Annotated in this window: 19 protein-coding genes; 9 read left to right on the forward strand and 10 right to left on the reverse strand. The window is 70.0% G+C overall.

The window, feature by feature from the left end; genetic code table 11:
• Window positions 1–6: 6 nt before the first annotated feature.
• From ssb to N0B51_RS00285, 5 genes are all read right to left on the reverse strand, one after another.
• Entirely contained in the window at window positions 7–516 is a 510-nt protein-coding gene (ssb, locus tag N0B51_RS00265; RefSeq protein WP_259960171.1) for a single-stranded DNA-binding protein, read from the reverse strand.
• A gap of 123 nt (window positions 517–639) precedes the next feature.
• On the reverse strand, window positions 640–2,493 hold the full coding sequence (feoB, locus tag N0B51_RS00270) for a ferrous iron transporter B (RefSeq protein WP_259960172.1): 1,854 nt from the start codon (window positions 2,491–2,493) through the stop codon (window positions 640–642).
• Window positions 2,494–2,506: 13 nt separating this feature from the next.
• The gene (locus N0B51_RS00275; protein ID WP_259960173.1) at window positions 2,507–2,746 is read right to left on the reverse strand and encodes a FeoA family protein; all 240 of its coding nucleotides are present in this window, start codon (window positions 2,744–2,746) and stop codon (window positions 2,507–2,509) included.
• Between the two features lie 54 nt (window positions 2,747–2,800).
• Entirely contained in the window at window positions 2,801–3,463 is a 663-nt protein-coding gene (locus N0B51_RS00280; RefSeq protein ID WP_259960174.1) for a COQ9 family protein, read from the reverse strand.
• Window positions 3,464–3,465: 2 nt separating this feature from the next.
• Window positions 3,466–4,086, reverse strand: a complete 621-nt coding sequence (locus N0B51_RS00285; RefSeq protein WP_259960175.1) for an ankyrin repeat domain-containing protein — start codon at window positions 4,084–4,086, stop codon at window positions 3,466–3,468.
• Window positions 4,087–4,157: 71 nt separating this feature from the next.
• Here N0B51_RS00285 and N0B51_RS00290 point away from each other — a divergent pair, with 71 nt between their 5' ends.
• The 6 genes from N0B51_RS00290 to N0B51_RS00315 are packed head-to-tail and all read left to right on the forward strand — an operon-like array spanning window position 4,158 to window position 8,183.
• Complete coding sequence (locus tag N0B51_RS00290; protein ID WP_259960176.1) at window positions 4,158–4,781, forward strand: SCO family protein; 624 nt, start codon at window positions 4,158–4,160, stop codon at window positions 4,779–4,781.
• A 1-nt stretch (window position 4,782) separates the two neighbouring features.
• Complete coding sequence (locus tag N0B51_RS00295) at window positions 4,783–5,232, forward strand: YcgN family cysteine cluster protein (RefSeq protein ID WP_259960177.1); 450 nt, start codon at window positions 4,783–4,785, stop codon at window positions 5,230–5,232.
• Complete coding sequence (locus N0B51_RS00300) at window positions 5,229–5,951, forward strand: M48 family metallopeptidase (RefSeq protein WP_259960178.1); 723 nt, start codon at window positions 5,229–5,231, stop codon at window positions 5,949–5,951. Before N0B51_RS00295 ends, N0B51_RS00300 begins: the two co-directional genes overlap by 4 nt.
• 44 nt (window positions 5,952–5,995) lie before the next feature.
• Window positions 5,996–6,592 (forward strand): hypothetical protein, encoded by a 597-nt coding sequence (locus N0B51_RS00305; protein ID WP_259960179.1) that lies wholly within the window; start codon window positions 5,996–5,998, stop codon window positions 6,590–6,592.
• Window positions 6,573–7,559 carry a bifunctional diaminohydroxyphosphoribosylaminopyrimidine deaminase/5-amino-6-(5-phosphoribosylamino)uracil reductase RibD gene (gene ribD, locus N0B51_RS00310; protein ID WP_259960180.1) on the forward strand — a complete coding sequence of 329 codons (987 nt, stop codon included), beginning with the start codon at window positions 6,573–6,575 and terminating at the stop codon, window positions 7,557–7,559. The genes N0B51_RS00305 and ribD overlap by 20 nt, the downstream gene beginning before the upstream one ends.
• Window positions 7,560–7,565: 6 nt before the next feature.
• On the forward strand, window positions 7,566–8,183 hold the full coding sequence (locus tag N0B51_RS00315) for a riboflavin synthase (protein ID WP_259960181.1): 618 nt from the start codon (window positions 7,566–7,568) through the stop codon (window positions 8,181–8,183).
• Between the two features lie 5 nt (window positions 8,184–8,188).
• Here the strand turns inward: N0B51_RS00315 and N0B51_RS00320 are convergent, their stop codons facing one another.
• The 3 genes from N0B51_RS00320 to N0B51_RS00330 are packed head-to-tail and all read right to left on the reverse strand — an operon-like array spanning window position 8,189 to window position 10,771.
• Window positions 8,189–8,599, reverse strand: coding sequence for a response regulator (locus tag N0B51_RS00320; protein WP_259960182.1), 411 nt, complete (start codon window positions 8,597–8,599; stop codon window positions 8,189–8,191).
• Between the two features lie 2 nt (window positions 8,600–8,601).
• Window positions 8,602–9,072 (reverse strand): dUTP diphosphatase, encoded by a 471-nt coding sequence (gene dut / locus N0B51_RS00325; RefSeq protein WP_259960184.1) that lies wholly within the window; start codon window positions 9,070–9,072, stop codon window positions 8,602–8,604.
• Entirely contained in the window at window positions 9,065–10,771 is a 1,707-nt protein-coding gene (locus tag N0B51_RS00330; RefSeq protein WP_259960185.1) for a bifunctional phosphopantothenoylcysteine decarboxylase/phosphopantothenate synthase, read from the reverse strand. Before N0B51_RS00330 ends, dut begins: the two co-directional genes overlap by 8 nt.
• A gap of 131 nt (window positions 10,772–10,902) precedes the next feature.
• On the opposite strand from N0B51_RS00330, the gene N0B51_RS00335 reads away from it, so the two are divergent.
• Complete coding sequence (locus N0B51_RS00335) at window positions 10,903–11,286, forward strand: hypothetical protein (RefSeq protein ID WP_259960186.1); 384 nt, start codon at window positions 10,903–10,905, stop codon at window positions 11,284–11,286.
• Here the strand turns inward: N0B51_RS00335 and ubiB are convergent.
• Window positions 11,283–12,836 carry a 2-polyprenylphenol 6-hydroxylase gene (gene ubiB / locus N0B51_RS00340; protein ID WP_259960187.1) on the reverse strand — a complete coding sequence of 518 codons (1,554 nt, stop codon included), beginning with the start codon at window positions 12,834–12,836 and terminating at the stop codon, window positions 11,283–11,285. The two genes, N0B51_RS00335 and ubiB, sit on opposite strands and share 4 nt — an antisense overlap.
• A 1-nt stretch (window position 12,837) precedes the next feature.
• Complete coding sequence (locus tag N0B51_RS00345; RefSeq protein ID WP_259960189.1) at window positions 12,838–13,569, reverse strand: class I SAM-dependent methyltransferase; 732 nt, start codon at window positions 13,567–13,569, stop codon at window positions 12,838–12,840.
• Between the two features lie 54 nt (window positions 13,570–13,623).
• Here N0B51_RS00345 and mutM point away from each other — a divergent pair, with 54 nt between their 5' ends.
• Window positions 13,624–14,439, forward strand: a complete 816-nt coding sequence (gene mutM, locus N0B51_RS00350) for a bifunctional DNA-formamidopyrimidine glycosylase/DNA-(apurinic or apyrimidinic site) lyase (RefSeq protein WP_259960191.1) — start codon at window positions 13,624–13,626, stop codon at window positions 14,437–14,439.
• Between the two features lie 143 nt (window positions 14,440–14,582).
• The gene (gene rpsT, locus N0B51_RS00355; RefSeq protein WP_259960193.1) at window positions 14,583–14,843 is read left to right on the forward strand and encodes a 30S ribosomal protein S20; all 261 of its coding nucleotides are present in this window, start codon (window positions 14,583–14,585) and stop codon (window positions 14,841–14,843) included.
• Window positions 14,844–15,200 lie beyond the last annotated feature (357 nt).

A 15,200-nucleotide genomic window follows, 5' to 3' on the forward strand; every position in this document is an offset into this window, starting at 1 on the left:
CCGCCCTCAGAAGGGAATGTCGTCGTCGAGGTCGTCGTAGTTCGAGCTGCCGCCGCTCGACGAGCCGCCGCCGAAGCCGCCGCCCTGCGCGCCGCCGCCGCCCGATGAACCGCCGCGGTTCCAGTCGCCGCCGCCACCGCCGCCGCGCTGGCCGCCGCCGCCCGGTGCACCGTCGAGCATCGTCATGACCGCGCCCGGTCCCTGGAGCACGACTTCGGTCGAGTAGCGGTCATTACCCGACTGGTCCTGCCACTTGCGGGTCTGCAGCTTGCCCTCGACATAGACCTTGCTGCCCTTGCGCAGGTAGTTTTCGGCGACGCCGACAAGCCCCTCGGAAAAGATGGCCACGGTGTGCCACTCGGTCTTCTCCTTGCGCTCGCCGGTCTGGCGGTCCTTCCAGGTTTCGCTCGTGGCGATGCGCAGGTTGCAGACCTTGCCGCCGTTCTGGAAGCTGCGCACTTCGGGGTCCGCCCCGAGATTGCCGATCAGCATGACCTTGTTGAGGCTGCCCGCCATATTTCCTGCATCCCTTCGCTGGATCGGGGGCGCCGGGCGCCCCGATGAGTGATTCTGCGAGAGAGATAGGCGGCTGCCGTGCCGGCCTCAACCGGGCGGGTTCGAATTATGCCCCGCGCCCGATCAGAGCCCGAGCGCGACCGCCGTCCAGTAGGTCAGCCCCGCGAAAATATAGGCGAGCGAGAAGAGGTAGGCGAGCATGAAGGCCGGCCATTTCCACCCGTTGGTCTCGCGCCGCGTCACCGCGATGGTCGAGAGGCACTGCGGCGCGAACACGAACCAGGCGAGGAACGCGAGCGCGGTCGGCAGGCTCCAGCGCGCGGAGAGCTGGCTGGCGAGCCCCGCCGCGGCGGCCTCTTCGTCGGGTGCGTCGACCGCGTAAGTCGTCGCGAGGCTCGCCACGGCGACCTCGCGCGCGGCCATCGCCGGGATCAGGGCGAGCGCGATCTCGCGGTTGAAGCCGATCGGCTGCACGACCACCGCGAGGCCCTGGCTGAGCTGGCCCGCGAAGGAGGCGTCGACCTGGCTCTCACCTGGCGCCGCCTTGGGAAACGACAGCAGCAGCCAGAGCACGATGGTCACGGTGAAGATGATCGTGCCCGCGCGGCGCAGGAACACCCAGGCGCGCTGCCAGAGCCCGATCAGCAGGTCCTTGAGGCGCGGCAACTGGTAGCGCGGCAGTTCCATGATGAACCCGCTGGCGGCGCCCTTCGTGACCGTGCGGCGCAGGACCAGCGCGGCGACCATCGCGCCGACGATCCCGGCGACGTAGAGGCCGAACAGGACGAGGCCCTGAAGGCCGATACCCGGCCCTACGGTGGCCTGCGGAATGAACGCCGCGATTATCACGGCATAGACCGGCAGGCGTGCGCTGCAGGTCATCAGCGGCGCGATCAGGATCGTCGTCAGCCGGTCGCGCGGGTCCGCGATGCTGCGGGTCGCCATGATGCCGGGAATCGCGCAGGCGACGCTCGACAGCAGCGGGATGAAGCTGCGGCCGGACAGCCCGACCCCCTGCATCATGCGGTCCATCAGGTAGGCGGCGCGCGCCATGTAGCCGCTCGCCTCCATCGCGAGGATGAAGGCGAACAGGATGACGATCTGCGGCAGGAACACCACCACCGAGCCGACCCCGGCGAGGACGCCTTCGGTGATCAGGTCGCGCACGAACCCGGCGGGCAGCAGGGCGGAAACCTGTTCCGAAACGAGCGCGACGAGCGCCTCGAGCCCGTCGGCAAACGGCGTCGCCCAGGCGAACACCGCCTGGAACACCACGAACAGCAGCGCGAACAGGATCGGCAGCCCCAGCCACGGGTGCAGCAGCACCTTGTCGAGCCCTGCATGAAGGCGGTGCTGCGCGGTTTCCGAGAGGATCGCGCCCTTGGCGATGTTGGCCGCCGCGAGCCGGCGTTCGGGCAGGGTCAGGTGCGGCTGCGGATGGTCGTCGCCCTCGCCTTCGGCCCGCGCCTCGGCGCGCTGGATCGCGGCAACCAGTTCGGTCAGGCCGCGACGGCGGACGGCGACGGTGGGGACGACAGGCACGCCGAGCGCCTGTTCGAGCGCATTGGGGTCGAGCACCAGTCCGTCGCGCTCCGCCATGTCGATCATGTTGAGCGCGACGACCGTGGGCCGCCCCAGCGCGATGACTTCCTGTGCGAAAACAAGGTGCTGTTCGAGGTTCGCGGCGTCGAGGACGACGATCAGCACCTCGGGCGTAGCCTCGCCGGCGAACTCGCCGTGGACGACCTTGCGGGTCACTTCCTCGTCGGGGCTCGACGGCTCGAACGAATAGGCGCCCGGCAGGTCGATCAGTTCGACCGGTTCGCCACTCGGCAGCACCAGCCGGCCCGCCTTCCGTTCGACCGTGACGCCCGGATAGTTGGCGATCTTCTGCCGCGCGCCGGTGAGCGCGTTGAACAGCGCGCTCTTGCCGGCATTGGGATTGCCGACTAGCGCGGCGTTCCGCAGGCCGCTCATGCGCGTGCGCCGATCACAGCGGTTCGATCTCCATTGCGGCAGCGTGGCTTCGGCGAACGGCAACGGTCATCCGTCCGATCATCACCGCGATCGGATCGCGGCCCCACGCCACGCCGCGATGCGCGACAGCCACCCGCGCGCCGGCATCGAGGCCGAGCGCGCGCAGACGGGCGGCGTCTTCCGGGGCCAGCCGGTCCCAGTCGACCGCCACGATCCGGGCGCGCCTGCCGCGTTCGAGACCTTCGAGAGTCATCGCGCCTTCCCTTAGGGACACGACGGCTTTTTGCAACTGATTATCAATATTGGTTCAACGCGCCGGGTAGCGCAGCCGGCCAAGGAAGCGGGTCAGGCTGAAGCGTTCCGCGTCGGGTCGCAGGAACTGCGCCTTGGCCTTCTCGAAACGCATCACGCCGTCGATCCGCCGATCGAGAAACGCGCGCGTCTCCGCCTTCCCCTCGCTCTCGTCGTCGACGAACACGGCGAGCGTCGCCGCGTAGATCGAGGCCAGGATCGCGCGCTTGGTATAGTGGTTGTAGTCGGTCGCGGTATCGCCGGCGAGCCGCCACATCGCGTCGGCGCTCGCCCACCCGAGCTTGCCGGCGCGCACGAGGTTCTGCGGCATCGCCATGATCGCCAGCGCGCGCCGCAGCGCCTCCTCGCGCCCCGCGATCGCGCCGAGCCTGGCCTCGACGATGCTGCGGATGCGTTCGCGGATCTTCATCGGGGCCAGCGTCTCGGGCGGCAGCGCGGCGAACATCGCCACGTCGATGCTCGCGATCCACGCCGCGATCATGTCCATCGCCCCGCCGGGAAAGGCGAGCCGCGAGACGTCGGGATCGACGCCTTCCGCCTCGCTCGCCGACGCCAGCGCCGCGTCGCTCCACCCGTCGAATACTGCCGCATCGGCCAGCGCCGGCGCAAGCGCGAGGCGGAGTTCGTCGAGCGTCAGGTCGGCGGCGGGGATGGTCACGATCAGAGGCCGGGTCCGTACGTGCCCTGGTCCGCGCCCGCTTCCTTGCGCTCGGCCTCGGCCCGCTCGATTTCCTGCAGCACGCCGCCCGCCGCCCCCATAAGGGTGGCATAGTCGCGCGCCGACCGGCCCGAATTGTCCGTCCTGTCGGGATCGGCACCGTTCTTGAGAAGCAGCCGCACGATCGCGAAGTCGCGCCGGTGCACCGCCGATATCAGCGGCGTTTCGCCCGCAGCATTGCTGACGTCGATCCGCGCGCCGGCCTTGAGCAGCCGGTCGACCCCCTCGACGAAGCCGAGACTGGCGGCAAGCGCCAGCGGGGTCACGCCGCTGCGGTCGGCGATGTTGGGGTTGGCCCCGCGCTCGAGCAGGAAACGCGCCCAGAGATCGTCGCGCCGCTGGATCACGATGTGCAGGGCGGTCTCGCCGTTCGAAAGGTCGCGCGTGTTGACGATCGTGGTGCCAGGCTGGTTGAGGAACTTCGTCGCCTCGTTGCCGTCGCGTTCCTTGACCGCCTTGAGGAAGTTGTAGGAATCGGAAAACTGCGCCGCCGCGGGTGCCGCCAGCGCGCAGGCGAACGCCGCCAGCACCAGACCTGCCTTGCGGATAACCCCCGATCGCATCTTCCCTGTCTCCGTCGCAACCCTATCTTCGTGGGCATGAGATGCCCTTGCCGCCCGCCGGTTAGCAGACCATGAACCGCCGCGCCATGCCCCGTTCCCCCCTCATTCCCGCCCCCCGGATTCTGACCCTGGTCGCGCCGGCGGCACTCGCGCTTGCCGCCTGCCAGCCGGCACCGGTCGAGGAACCGCCGCTGGCGGGCGCCGCCATCGGCGGCGACTTCACCCTGGTGGACCAGACCGGGCAGGCGCGCCAATGGTCCGATTTCCGCGGCCGCTACGCGGTGGTCTATTTCGGCTACACCTACTGCCCCGACGTGTGCCCGACCGATGTCCAGCGCACCGCGCAGGGCCTCCGTGCATTCGCCAAGGAGCACCCCAAAGACGCCGCCAAGGTCCAGCAGATCTTCATCAGCGTCGATCCCGCGCGCGACACGCCGCAGGTGGTCGGGGAATTCGCCTCCGCGTTCGGCAAGGACATCGTCGGGTTGACCGGGACGCCCGAGCAGGTCGCGGCGGCGGCAAAGGCGTTCAAGGTCTATTTCTCGAAAGGAAAGGACGAAGGCGCGGGCGCCTATCTCGTCGACCATTCGACCGTCACGTACCTGTTCGGCCCGGCAGGCGAGCCGCTGGCCACGCTGCCGACCGACCAGGGCGCGGACGCGGTTGCCGCCGAGCTTGCAAAATGGGTCCGGTGAAGTGAGGGACCGTTTCTGGGAACTTCCCCTCGCCGAGCTGGCGCGCGACGAGTGGGAGGCGCTCTGCGACGGCTGCGGTCGCTGCTGCCTGCACAAGCTGGAAGACGACGAGACCGGCGAGATCGCCCACACCAACGTATGCTGCAAGCTGCTCGACCCGCGATCCGCGCGGTGCAGCGATTACCGCCACCGCAAGGCGTTCGTCCCCGATTGCCTGCGGCTGACCCCGCGGCTGGTCGACCGGGTTTCCTGGCTGCCCGATAGCTGCGCCTATCGCCTGCGCGCGGCGGGCAAGCCGCTCGCCGAATGGCATCACCTGATCTGCGGCGATCCGTCGGCGGTCCACCGGCGCGGGCCCGGTGTCGCCGGCCGGGTGGTCAGCGAAACCGACGCCGGCCCGCTCGAGCACCACATCGTCGAGTGGCTCGACGACGGGGAGGCCGCCGCATGATCGACTGGTTGCGGCAAGCGGCCCTGGCGCCCGAAGTCGAGATCGCCGGCCGGACGGTGCCGGTCGCGATCCGCCGCAACGCCCGCGCGCGCCGCCTGACGCTGCGGCTCGCACCCGACGGCAGCGAGGTGCGGGTCACCCTGCCCGGGTGGTGCGCGAGCCGCGAGGCGCTGGCCTTCGTGCACGCCCGGACCGGCTGGCTCGCCGAACAGCTTGGCAAGGTGCCCCAACGCCGCGCGCCGGAGCCGGGCGGAAGCGTGCTTTATCGCGGGCGCGAACTGGCGATCGACTGGCGCGAGCGCGGTCGCCGCACGCCCGGCCTCGAGGACGACCGGATCGTCGTCGGCGGCCCCGCGGCGAACCTCGCCCCGCGCCTCCAGCGGTGGCTCGAACGCGAGGCCGCGCGGCTGATGGAGTCGGACGTGGCATTTTTCTCGGCGCGCGCGGGCATCCCCGCCCCTGCCCTGCGGCTCAGCCGCGCGCAGCGGCGCTGGGGCTCGTGCTCGACGAGCGGGATCGTGCGGATCAACTGGCGGCTGGTCCAGGCGCCCGACGCCGTGCGCCGCTCGGTCGTCGCACACGAGATCGCGCATTGCCTGCACTTCGACCACAGCCCGGCATTCCACGCCGCGCTCGACCGCCTGTTCGACGGTGACGTCGCGGAGGCCGACGCGTGGATCAAGGCGCACGGGCGCACGCTCTACGCCGCATTCGGCTAGGCAGCTGACTAGCGCGGCGGCCGATCGCGCCCTATCTGGGGCCGATGCGGATCATCCAGCGCCTCAACCCCGGTCCCGGCATCGCCGACTTCTGGACCGAGTTCAAACGGCCCAATCCCTACCGCTGGCCGATCCTGGCCGGTTCGACCCTGCTCACGGGATCGCTCCTCTTCCTGCTCACCGATCGCGCGGTCAGCCTCAACTGGATCGCCGGCGGCGCGCTTGCGCTGGTCGGCGGGGGCGCGCTCGCCGCGATGATCGCGGAACGCGTCAAGATCCGCCTCGGCATCCTGCTGCTTGCCTCGATCGTGCCGGCCTTCATCTTCTGGCAGTTCGTGAAGGAACGCTGGCGCATCCCGCCGCCACCGCCCGAAGTGACCTATATCTCGACCTTCGAAGCCGGCCGCAGCGACGACGAGATCGCGGCCTCGAACCGCGTCAACCAGGCCCGGCAGGACCGTTTGCGGGCGGAACAGGCGCGGCGCGAGGAAGAAGCGAGGGACGCCTATCGCGCGCTCGGCCGTGCGTCGGGCCTCGACGTCGATGCGATGGAACGGCGGATCGCGCAGCAGGAGGCGGCGGAACGCGCCGCGGGTCGGGCCGACGACCGGGAACGCGCGGTTGCCCGCCCCCCGCAGTGACGCCGACTGGCTGGCGGCTGCCGCGCGCCTCGCCGCGCGCGGGCGCCCGCTGTCGCGCCCCAATCCCGCGGTCGGCTGCCTGATCGTTCGGGAGGGTCGCGTCGTCGGACGCGGCTGGACCCGCGAAGGCGGCCGCCCCCACGCCGAGGCCGCCGCGCTTGAGCAAGCGGGCGACCGAGCGCGGGGGGCGGATGTCTACGTGACGCTCGAACCTTGCGCGCACCTTTCGCAGCGCGGACCGGCGTGCGCCGACCTGCTCGCGGACGCCGCGCCGGCGCGGGTCGTCATCGGCTGCGAGGACCCCGACCCACGCACGGCCGGAGAGGGGATCGCGCGGCTGCGCGCGGCGGGTATCGCGGTGTCGCTGGTGCCGCTCCCGGCGGTGGAAGACAGCCTCGCGGGTTACCTGACGCGGGCCCGGTTCGGGCGACCGCACGTGACGCTGAAGCTGGCGATGTCGCTCGACGGCTGCGTCGCGCTGGCGAACGGCGAGAGCCGCTGGATCACCGGCGAGGCGGCGCGGGCGCACGTCCACGCCAGCCGCGCGCGGGCCGACGCGATCCTCGTCGGCGGCGAGACCTGGCGCGCCGACAAGCCCCGGCTCGACGTCCGCGTGCCCGGTCTCGGAGAGCGCAGTCCGAAGCGCGTGCTGCTCAGCCGCGGCGTCGCCCCCGACGGGGTGAAGGTGATCAATTCACCCGGCGCTATCGCCCGCCTCGACGACGTGCAGTACCTGTACGTAGAGGGCGGTGCGGAAACCGGCGCCAGCTTCCTTGCCGCCGACCTCGTCGACCGGCTCGAGATCTACCGTGCCCCGATCGTGATCGGCGACGGGCTGCGCGCAGTCGGCGGGATCGGGTTGGAGGCGCTGGCGCTGGCGCACGGCCGCTGGACCCTGGTCGAGGAGGCACGGCTTGGCAGCGACCGCTTCGCCGCCTATCGCCGCACCCGGCAAGGGGAAACGTAGCAGATCATGTTCACCGGTATCGTCACCGCCGTCGGCACCATCGAAAGCGTCGAGCAGCGCGGCGACCTGCGCGTGCGGATCGCGTGCCCGTGGGACCCGGCACGGATCGCCATCGGCGCCTCGATCGCGTGTTCGGGCGTGTGCCTGACGGTGGTCGAGCGCGGCGGCACGCCGGGCGACGCGTGGTTTGCGGTCGACGTTTCGGCCGAAACCGTCAGCCGCACCGCGGCGGGCATGTGGACCGCCGGGGCGAAGATCAACCTCGAACCCTCGCTGCGCGTCGGCGACGAGCTTGGCGGCCACATCGTCTCTGGCCATGTCGACGCGGTCGGCACCGTGGCCGACTGGGAACCCGAAGGCGATTCGATGCGGGTGACGATCGCCGCCCCGAAAGCCCTCGCCCCGTTCATCGCGACCAAGGGGTCGATCACGGTCGACGGGGTGTCGCTGACGGTCAACTCGGTGCGCGACTATCCCGATGGCTCGGTCCACTTCGGGCTCAACATCATCCCCCATACCGCCGAGGTGACGACGCTCGGCGAACTGGCGCAGGGCAGCGAGGTCAACCTCGAGATCGATACCGTCGCCCGCTATCTCCAGCGGCTGGAAACGCTCAGGGCCTAGTTCGATCACACCCCGTGCCGCGGCGGCCGGGGCGGCGGACGGCGGTTGGCCGCCCAGTCGAGGATCTGGTCGACCATCCCGACGAGCCGGGTCGGGTCGAACGGCTTGCGCAGGTAGCCGTTGGCACCCGCCTGGCGGGCGATCGCCTCGTCCTCGTCCGAGCGTCGCGCGGTCAGCACGAGGATCGGCAGGTCGTATAGCTCCTCGTCCCGGCGGATGATCTTGATCAGTTCGGCCCCGCTCATCTGCGGCAGTCCCATGTCGACGATTGCGAGGGCGGGCTTGCGGCGCCGCAGCGCGCGCAGCGCGTCCTGTCCGTCCTCGAGCACCCCCACCGCGTGGCCCGCACCGAGCAGGGTCGCCTGGACCAGTTCGCCCATCTCGGGGTCGTCTTCGGCGTAGAAGATCAGCGCCATGTCTAGCCTTCGGGATTCAGGCGGGCGTGGCCCCCGGTCGAGCCGAAGCCGCCCGAACCGCGCGCGGTCTCCTCGAGCGAATCGACCTCCTGCCACGCGGCCTGCACCACCGGCGCGAGCACGAGTTGCGCCACGCGGTCGCCGCGGGCGATCGCGAACGGCTCGCTGCCGTGGTTGATCAGGATGACCTTGAGTTCGCCGCGATAATCCGAATCGATCGTGCCCGGCGTGTTCGGCACGGTAATCCCGTGCTTCAGTGCGAGGCCCGAACGCGGCCGCACCTGGATTTCGAAACCGCCGGGGATCGCCAGCGCGAGGCCGGTGGCGACCGCGTGCCGCCCGCCCGGCGGGATCGTGACCTCTTCGGCGGAAACCACGTCCATGCCCGCCGCGCCGTCTGTCGCGTACTTCGGGAGCGGGAGACCCTCGCCCTGCGGCAGCCGCTTTACCGCGACCGTGACCGGATCACGCATCGCGCGGATCGATCGTGTCGAGCGCCTTCGCCATGCGCTCGGCGAGCGCGAGGGCGACGTCGTTCTTGGGCATTTCGGGCAGGTCCTCGACCCCGTCTCCGGTGACGATGTGCACCGCGTTGGCGTCACCGCCCATGACTCCCTTGCCATCGACCGCGGTCACGTCGTTGGCGACGATCCAGTCGGCCGCCTTGCGCTTGCGCTTGGTCTTGGCGTTCTCGATCACGTCCTCGGTCTCGGCGGCAAAACCGACCAGCAGCTTGGGCCGCTGCTTGCCCGCGGCGACCTGCGCGAGAATGTCGGGGTTCTCGGTCAACAGCAGCGCCGGGGGGGCCGAGCCACGCTTCTTCATCTTCTCGACCGCATATTCCTTGCTGCGCCAGTCGGCCACCGCGGCGACCATGACGGCAGCATCGGCCGGCAGCGCCTTCTTGACCGCGTCGGCCATCTCGCGCGCCGAGATCACGTCGATCCGGTCAACCCCGAGCGGCGTCGGCAGGTTGACCGGTCCCGCGACCAGCGTGACGCGCGCGCCCAGCGCGGCGGCGGCGGCGGCGATGGCAAAGCCCTGCTTTCCGCTGGAGCGGTTGGCGATGTAGCGCACCGGATCGATCGGTTCGTGCGTCGGCCCGGCGGTCACCAGGACGTGGCGCCCATAAAGCGGGCGGTGATCGGGATCGATGTCGAACGCCGGCTGGCCTTCCAGCGGATCGGCGGCGGCCTGCACCGCCGGCTGGCCGAGAACCTCGGGAAGCTGGTCGCCCGCGCCGGTCACGACGGTGTGGTTGAGCGCCTCGACGTCGGTCGGCGGGGCGGCCTTGGCCTTGCCCTTCTTCGCCATGATCGGCGCGGCAAGATCGGGCACGACGTCGGGACCGATCTCTTCCTCGGGAGGCAGTTCCTCGATGTGCGGTTCCTCGGCGGAATCGTCGTTGGCGAAGGCTTCTTCACCCGCGCGTTCGGCGTCGTCCACCGGCTCGCGCCGCGGCGTCTTGCGCGGGATGAGCGAGGACAGCAAGCTGCCGAGCGCGTTGCCGCCCCGCGCCTCCGCCTCGACCTCGTCCTCCGGCTCGAGCGCTTCGAGCAGGTCGGGCTGCGGCTCGCAATCGGCGGCGATGCCGAAGCGCGCGGCGATTTCGGCCCACACGATCTCCGGCTCGGGCAGGCGCCCGGGGCCGAATTCGCCGCAGGCCATCGGGCCCTCGTCGGGTTCCATGACCTCGACGCCCGCCTCGCGCAGCCACGCGACGTTGCGGCGGGTGGCGTCGTGGAGCCACATCTTCACGTTCATCGCCGGAACCGCCAGCACCGGCTTGTCGGTGGCGAGGATCAGCGTGGTGGCCAGGTCGTCGGCGATCCCCGCCGCCATCTTGGCGAGCAGGTCGGCGGTCGCCGGGCAGACGACCACCAGGTCGGCCTGCCGCGACAGCTGGATGTGCCCCATCTCGACCTCGTTCTTCAGGTCGAAGAGGCTGGTGTAGACCTTGTTCTCCGAAAGGGCCGCGAGCGCCATCGGGGTGACGAACTGGCTGCCGCCATCGGTCAGCACGCAGGTGACGTCGCCACCGCCCTTGCGGATCAGGCGGACGAGCTCGCACGACTTGTAGGCCGCGATTCCGCCGCCGACGACGAGCAGCACTTTCGGCCCGCTCACGCGGTTCTCCTCGGCTTGCGGCCACTCGCCGACGTGCTCGCGCATGGACCCCCTCGAAACATGGCGCGGGAATAGCGCCCGCGCCGCACACGCGCCAGCCCTAGGCCGACGGTGGTTAAGATTGCGTCATCGCCGCGCTTCCCTATGGTCGCGCGCGAACGAGAGGGGACTATCGTATGCGCCTGATCCTGACCGCACTGATCTTCGTCGAGGGGCTGTTCTTCCTGCTGCTGGGCCTCAATTTCCTGATCATGCCGACGGGTGCGGCGGTCAGCTTCGGCCTCTCGCCCAACGGCCCGGCGGGCCTCGCGGTGCTGCGCGCCGATTTCCCGGCGCTGTTCTTCGTCGGCGGCGCAGGCATGATCTGGGGCGCGTGGAAGCGCAACGGGGAACTGCTGCTGGTGCCCGCGGCGATCTTCGGCATCGCGCTGTTCGGCCGGTTGGTGAGCGTTTTCGCCGACGGCGCCTATCCCGGCTTCTGGTTCCCGATGCTGGTCGAGGCGTTCGCGGTGCTGCTGGCGGTCGCCGGCAGCCGCGTGCTGCCGCACCAGGTGGTCTAGAACAGCCCCGCCAGCGACGCGCCGGCCACCGCGGCACCCCCCAGCGCGGCTGCCAGCAGGTAGCCCGGCCAGCGCGGGCGTTCGCCCGCCCTCCGCTCCCACATCAGCGGGATGTCGGGCAGCGGCGGCGGTTCGGGCGCGCCGCCGCGTGCGGGGTAGCGATCCTCGATCCGGCGGACGAGTTCGGGCACCCGCAGCAATGTCTCGACGTCGGTACGGATGCGGTCGGCGAGCGCGGCTTCGGGCCCCAGCTCGTCACGGATCCACGCGCGCACGAACGGGGCGGACACGTCCCACATGTTGATCGCCGGATCGAGGCTGGTCGCCAGCCCCTCGACCATCACCATCGTCTTCTGCAGCAGCAGGAGGTGCGGCTGGGTCGCCATGTCGAAATCGCGGGTAATCGCGAACAGCCCGTCGAGCATCTGGCCGACGCTGAGCTCGCTCACCGGCTTGCCGCGCATCGGCTCGCCCACCGCGCGCAGCGCGGTCGCGAATTCGTCGACCGAGTGATAGCTCGGCACGTACTGCGCCTCGAAGTGGATCTCGGCCACGCGGCGGTAGTTGCCGGTGATCAGGCCGTAGAGGATTTCCGCCAGCCACTGCCGCGCACGGCGGTCGATCCGGCCCATGATCCCGAAATCGATCGCCACGATCGTCCCGTCGCCGCGCACGAACAGGTTCCCCTGGTGCATGTCGGCGTGGAAGAACCCCGCGCTGATCGCCTGGGTCAGGAACGCGAGCACCAGCCGGCGGGCCAGCGCGGGCAGGTCGTGCCCGGCGGCTACCAGCGCCTCGCGGTCGGATATCTTGATGCCGTCGATCCACTCGATCGTCATCACCCGCCCGTTGGTGCGGTCCCAGTCGATCGACGGGATGCAGTAGCCCTCGAAGCCCTTCATCGCCTCGGCGAGTTCCGACGCGCTCGCCGCCTCGCGCCGCAGGTCGAGTTCGCGGTTGGTCCAGCGTTTGAAGTTGGCGATCGTCAGGCGTGGGCGAAGCCGGGCCGCCTCGCCGCCCATCGCCTCGAGGTGCGCGGCGGCCCATTCGTAGGTCGCGATGTCGCGCGCGAAACGCTCGCGGATGCCGGGGCGCAGCACCTTGACCGCGACCGGCTGGCCATCGGTCGTCACCGCGCGGTGGACCTGCGCGATCGACGCCGAGCCGACGGGGACGGGGTCGATCTCGGCAAACAGGGTGGAGACGGGAACGTCGAAGCTGCGCGCGATCTCAGCCTCGATCGCCTCGAACGCGACCGGCGGCAGGCTGTCCTGCAGGCTGAGCAGGTTGTGCGCCGCGACCTCGCCGACGAGGTCGGGGCGGGTCGCGAGCGACTGGCCGAGCTTGATCGCGGCAGGCCCGATATCGGTGAACGCCTCGGCATAATTCGGCTCGCGCGGCTGAATCGTGCCCAGCCGCGCCACGCGCGCCAGCCGCTTGACTTGCGGGGGGGTATTCGGATCGTTCTCGATCCCCCGCAGCGCGCCGTGCCGCGCGAGGCTGCGGCCCCACTTGAGAAGCCGCCAGATGTGCGTCGCCGGGCGGGTCACGTCAGACTTTCCACCCCGAATGGATCGCGACAAGGCCGCCCAGGATCGGCTTCACCTTCGTGCGCGCGAAACCGGCATCGCGGATCATCGCCTCGAACGCGGGCATCGAGGGGAACCGGCGGATCGATTCGATCAGGTAGCGATAGGAATCCGCGTCGCCCGCGATCGCTTCGCCGATTTTCGGCACCAGCTTGTGCGAATAGAGGTCATAGGCCTGCCGGAACCCCGGCCAGTCGTTGGTGGAGAACTCGAGGCAGAAGAATCGCCCGCCGTATTTCAGCACCCGGTGCGCCTCGCGCAGGGCCTTGGGAATGTCGGTCACGTTCCGTATCCCGAAGGCGATGGTGTAGGCGTCGAACACGCGGTCACCGTAAGCGAGGTCCTCGGCGTTCTGGCGGCTCCACACCAGGCCATCGATCCCGCGCTCCATCGCGCGCTCGATCCCGACGTCGAGCATTTCCTGGTTGATGTCGGCGACCGTCACGCTGGCGCCGCGCGCGGCCAGCCGGAAAGCGATGTCGCCGGTGCCGCCCGCCATGTCGAGGATCGCCTCGCCGGAACGCGGCTTCACGCGGCGGACGAACTGGTCCTTCCAGAGCCGGTGCATCCCGCCCGACATGGCGTCGTTCATCAGGTCGTACTTAGCCGCGACCCCGGAAAAGACCTCGCCCACCCGGCGTGTCTTTTCCTCGGGGGCGACCTCTTCGTAGCCGAAGGAAACGGTGTCGTTCATGGCGCGCGCATACGGGCAATTGCCCCCCAAGCAAAGGCTGTTACAGCCCCGCCGATGCCCGAGCTTCCCGAAGTCGAAACCACCGTGCGCGGGCTCGCCGCGTTCCTCGACGGCGCGCGGATCGAGCGCGTGCGGGTCAACCGGCCCGATATGCGCCGCCCGTTTCCGCCCGGCCTCGTCCAGTCGCTCGTCGGCGCGCGCGTCACGGGCCTCGACCGCCGCGCGAAGTACGGCCTCATCCACACCGATCGCGACACGACGCTGGTGTTCCACCTCGGGATGAGCGGGCGCTGGCGGATCGACCCCGCCGCCCCGGACAAGCACGATCACCTCGTCCTGGAAACCGTGGACCACCGATTCGCACTGAACGATGCGCGGCGATTCGGCTCGGTCGACCTGGTCGATACGCCGGCCCTCGCGCAGTGGGGCCCGTTCGCCGCGCTCGGACCCGAGCCGCTGGGCCCCGGCCTGACCGCCAGGCACCTGCACGCGGCATTCGCGGGCCGGAAGCAGGCGATCAAGCTGCTGCTGCTCGACCAGGGGATCGTCGCGGGCCTGGGCAACATATACGTGTGCGAGGCGCTCTGGCGCGCCGGGATCGATCCGCGCAAGGCGGCGGGCAAGGTCGCCCGCACCCGGCTCGAACGGCTCGTCCCCGCCATTCGCGCAGTGCTCGAGCAATCGATCGGCGACGGCGGCTCGACCTTGCGCGACTATGCCCGGCCCGACGGCCAGCTGGGTTATTTCGCGACCCGGTTCGCGGTATATGGCCGCGACGGGCAGCCATGCCCGCGCGAGGACGGCGGCATCGTCCGGCGGATCGTCCAGGGGGGTCGCAGCACGTGGTTCTGCCCCCGGTGCCAGCGCTAGCGCCCACGCGCGCTTGACGGAATCGGGCAGCGCCGCTAGGGGCGCGCCTTTCCCGGCGGGTCCGCCTGCCAAGGGCAACCCACCGAGACGAGATTTTCCGGCCGCGGCCACGCGGTCAACCGAGGACAGGTACCAGGACTCTTATGGCCAATACGCCGCAAGCCAAGAAGCGCATCCGCCGCAACGCCAACCGTGCCGAGATCAACGGCGCGCGCATGAGCCGCATCCGCTCGTTCCTGAAGAAGGTCGAGACCGCGATCGCCGGCGGCGACAAGACCGCTGCCGCCGAGGCGCTCAAGGCTGCCCAGCCCGAGCTGGCCCGCGGCGTCGCCCGCGGCGTGCTCCACAAGAACACCGCGAGCCGGAAGATGAGCCGCCTGTCGAAGCGAGTCGGCGCTCTCTGATTCGCGCTGACCGGACCGGTCGGTTCGGGTCTGCTACGGAACGAAAAGCAAACGACGCCGGTGCCGCGAGGCGCCGGCGTCTTTGCATCTGCGCCCGGTCATTTCGAAAACCGCGCGATTCCCGCGATTCGCGGAACCGTAACACGGTAAATCGTTTGTTTTCCGAGACATGAACGCAAGTCCGCCGTTTTTTCCGAGTCAACTGCCATTATTTCTGTTTTTTTTCGAAGCCGCCCTTGCCAGCGGCACGCGGCTGTTGAAAAGAAGTGCTCGCCGGCCTTGGACAGCCTGGCGACTACATCTCTGGACCGACCCTCCCAACTCGAATCGCACAGAATTCGGGCGGTGCTGGCTCGT

The organism is Tsuneonella litorea (genome assembly GCF_025154015.1).
Lineage (GTDB): Bacteria > Pseudomonadota > Alphaproteobacteria > Sphingomonadales > Sphingomonadaceae > Tsuneonella > Tsuneonella litorea.

What these genes read in the sequence shown, in the direction of transcription:
- N0B51_RS00335 (WP_259960186.1), top strand. Translation starts at nt 10,903, where the DNA reads ATGCGCCTGATCCTGACCGCACTGATCTTCGTCGAGGGGCTGTTCTTC.
- N0B51_RS00300 (WP_259960178.1), top strand. Translation starts at nt 5,229, where the DNA reads ATGATCGACTGGTTGCGGCAAGCGGCCCTGGCGCCCGAAGTCGAGATC.
- rpsT (WP_259960193.1), top strand. Translation starts at nt 14,583, where the DNA reads ATGGCCAATACGCCGCAAGCCAAGAAGCGCATCCGCCGCAACGCCAAC.
- N0B51_RS00290 (WP_259960176.1), top strand. Translation starts at nt 4,158, where the DNA reads ATGAACCGCCGCGCCATGCCCCGTTCCCCCCTCATTCCCGCCCCCCGG.
- N0B51_RS00315 (WP_259960181.1), top strand. Translation starts at nt 7,566, where the DNA reads ATGTTCACCGGTATCGTCACCGCCGTCGGCACCATCGAAAGCGTCGAG.
- N0B51_RS00305 (WP_259960179.1), top strand. Translation starts at nt 5,996, where the DNA reads ATGCGGATCATCCAGCGCCTCAACCCCGGTCCCGGCATCGCCGACTTC.
- mutM (WP_259960191.1), top strand. Translation starts at nt 13,624, where the DNA reads ATGCCCGAGCTTCCCGAAGTCGAAACCACCGTGCGCGGGCTCGCCGCG.
- N0B51_RS00275 (WP_259960173.1), bottom strand. Translation starts at nt 2,746, where the DNA reads ATGACTCTCGAAGGTCTCGAACGCGGCAGGCGCGCCCGGATCGTGGCG.
- dut (WP_259960184.1), bottom strand. Translation starts at nt 9,072, where the DNA reads ATGCGTGATCCGGTCACGGTCGCGGTAAAGCGGCTGCCGCAGGGCGAG.
- N0B51_RS00345 (WP_259960189.1), bottom strand. Translation starts at nt 13,569, where the DNA reads ATGAACGACACCGTTTCCTTCGGCTACGAAGAGGTCGCCCCCGAGGAA.
- N0B51_RS00320 (WP_259960182.1), bottom strand. Translation starts at nt 8,599, where the DNA reads ATGGCGCTGATCTTCTACGCCGAAGACGACCCCGAGATGGGCGAACTG.
- feoB (WP_259960172.1), bottom strand. Translation starts at nt 2,493, where the DNA reads ATGAGCGGCCTGCGGAACGCCGCGCTAGTCGGCAATCCCAATGCCGGC.
- ssb (WP_259960171.1), bottom strand. Translation starts at nt 516, where the DNA reads ATGGCGGGCAGCCTCAACAAGGTCATGCTGATCGGCAATCTCGGGGCG.
- N0B51_RS00330 (WP_259960185.1), bottom strand. Translation starts at nt 10,771, where the DNA reads ATGCGCGAGCACGTCGGCGAGTGGCCGCAAGCCGAGGAGAACCGCGTG.
- N0B51_RS00285 (WP_259960175.1), bottom strand. Translation starts at nt 4,086, where the DNA reads ATGCGATCGGGGGTTATCCGCAAGGCAGGTCTGGTGCTGGCGGCGTTC.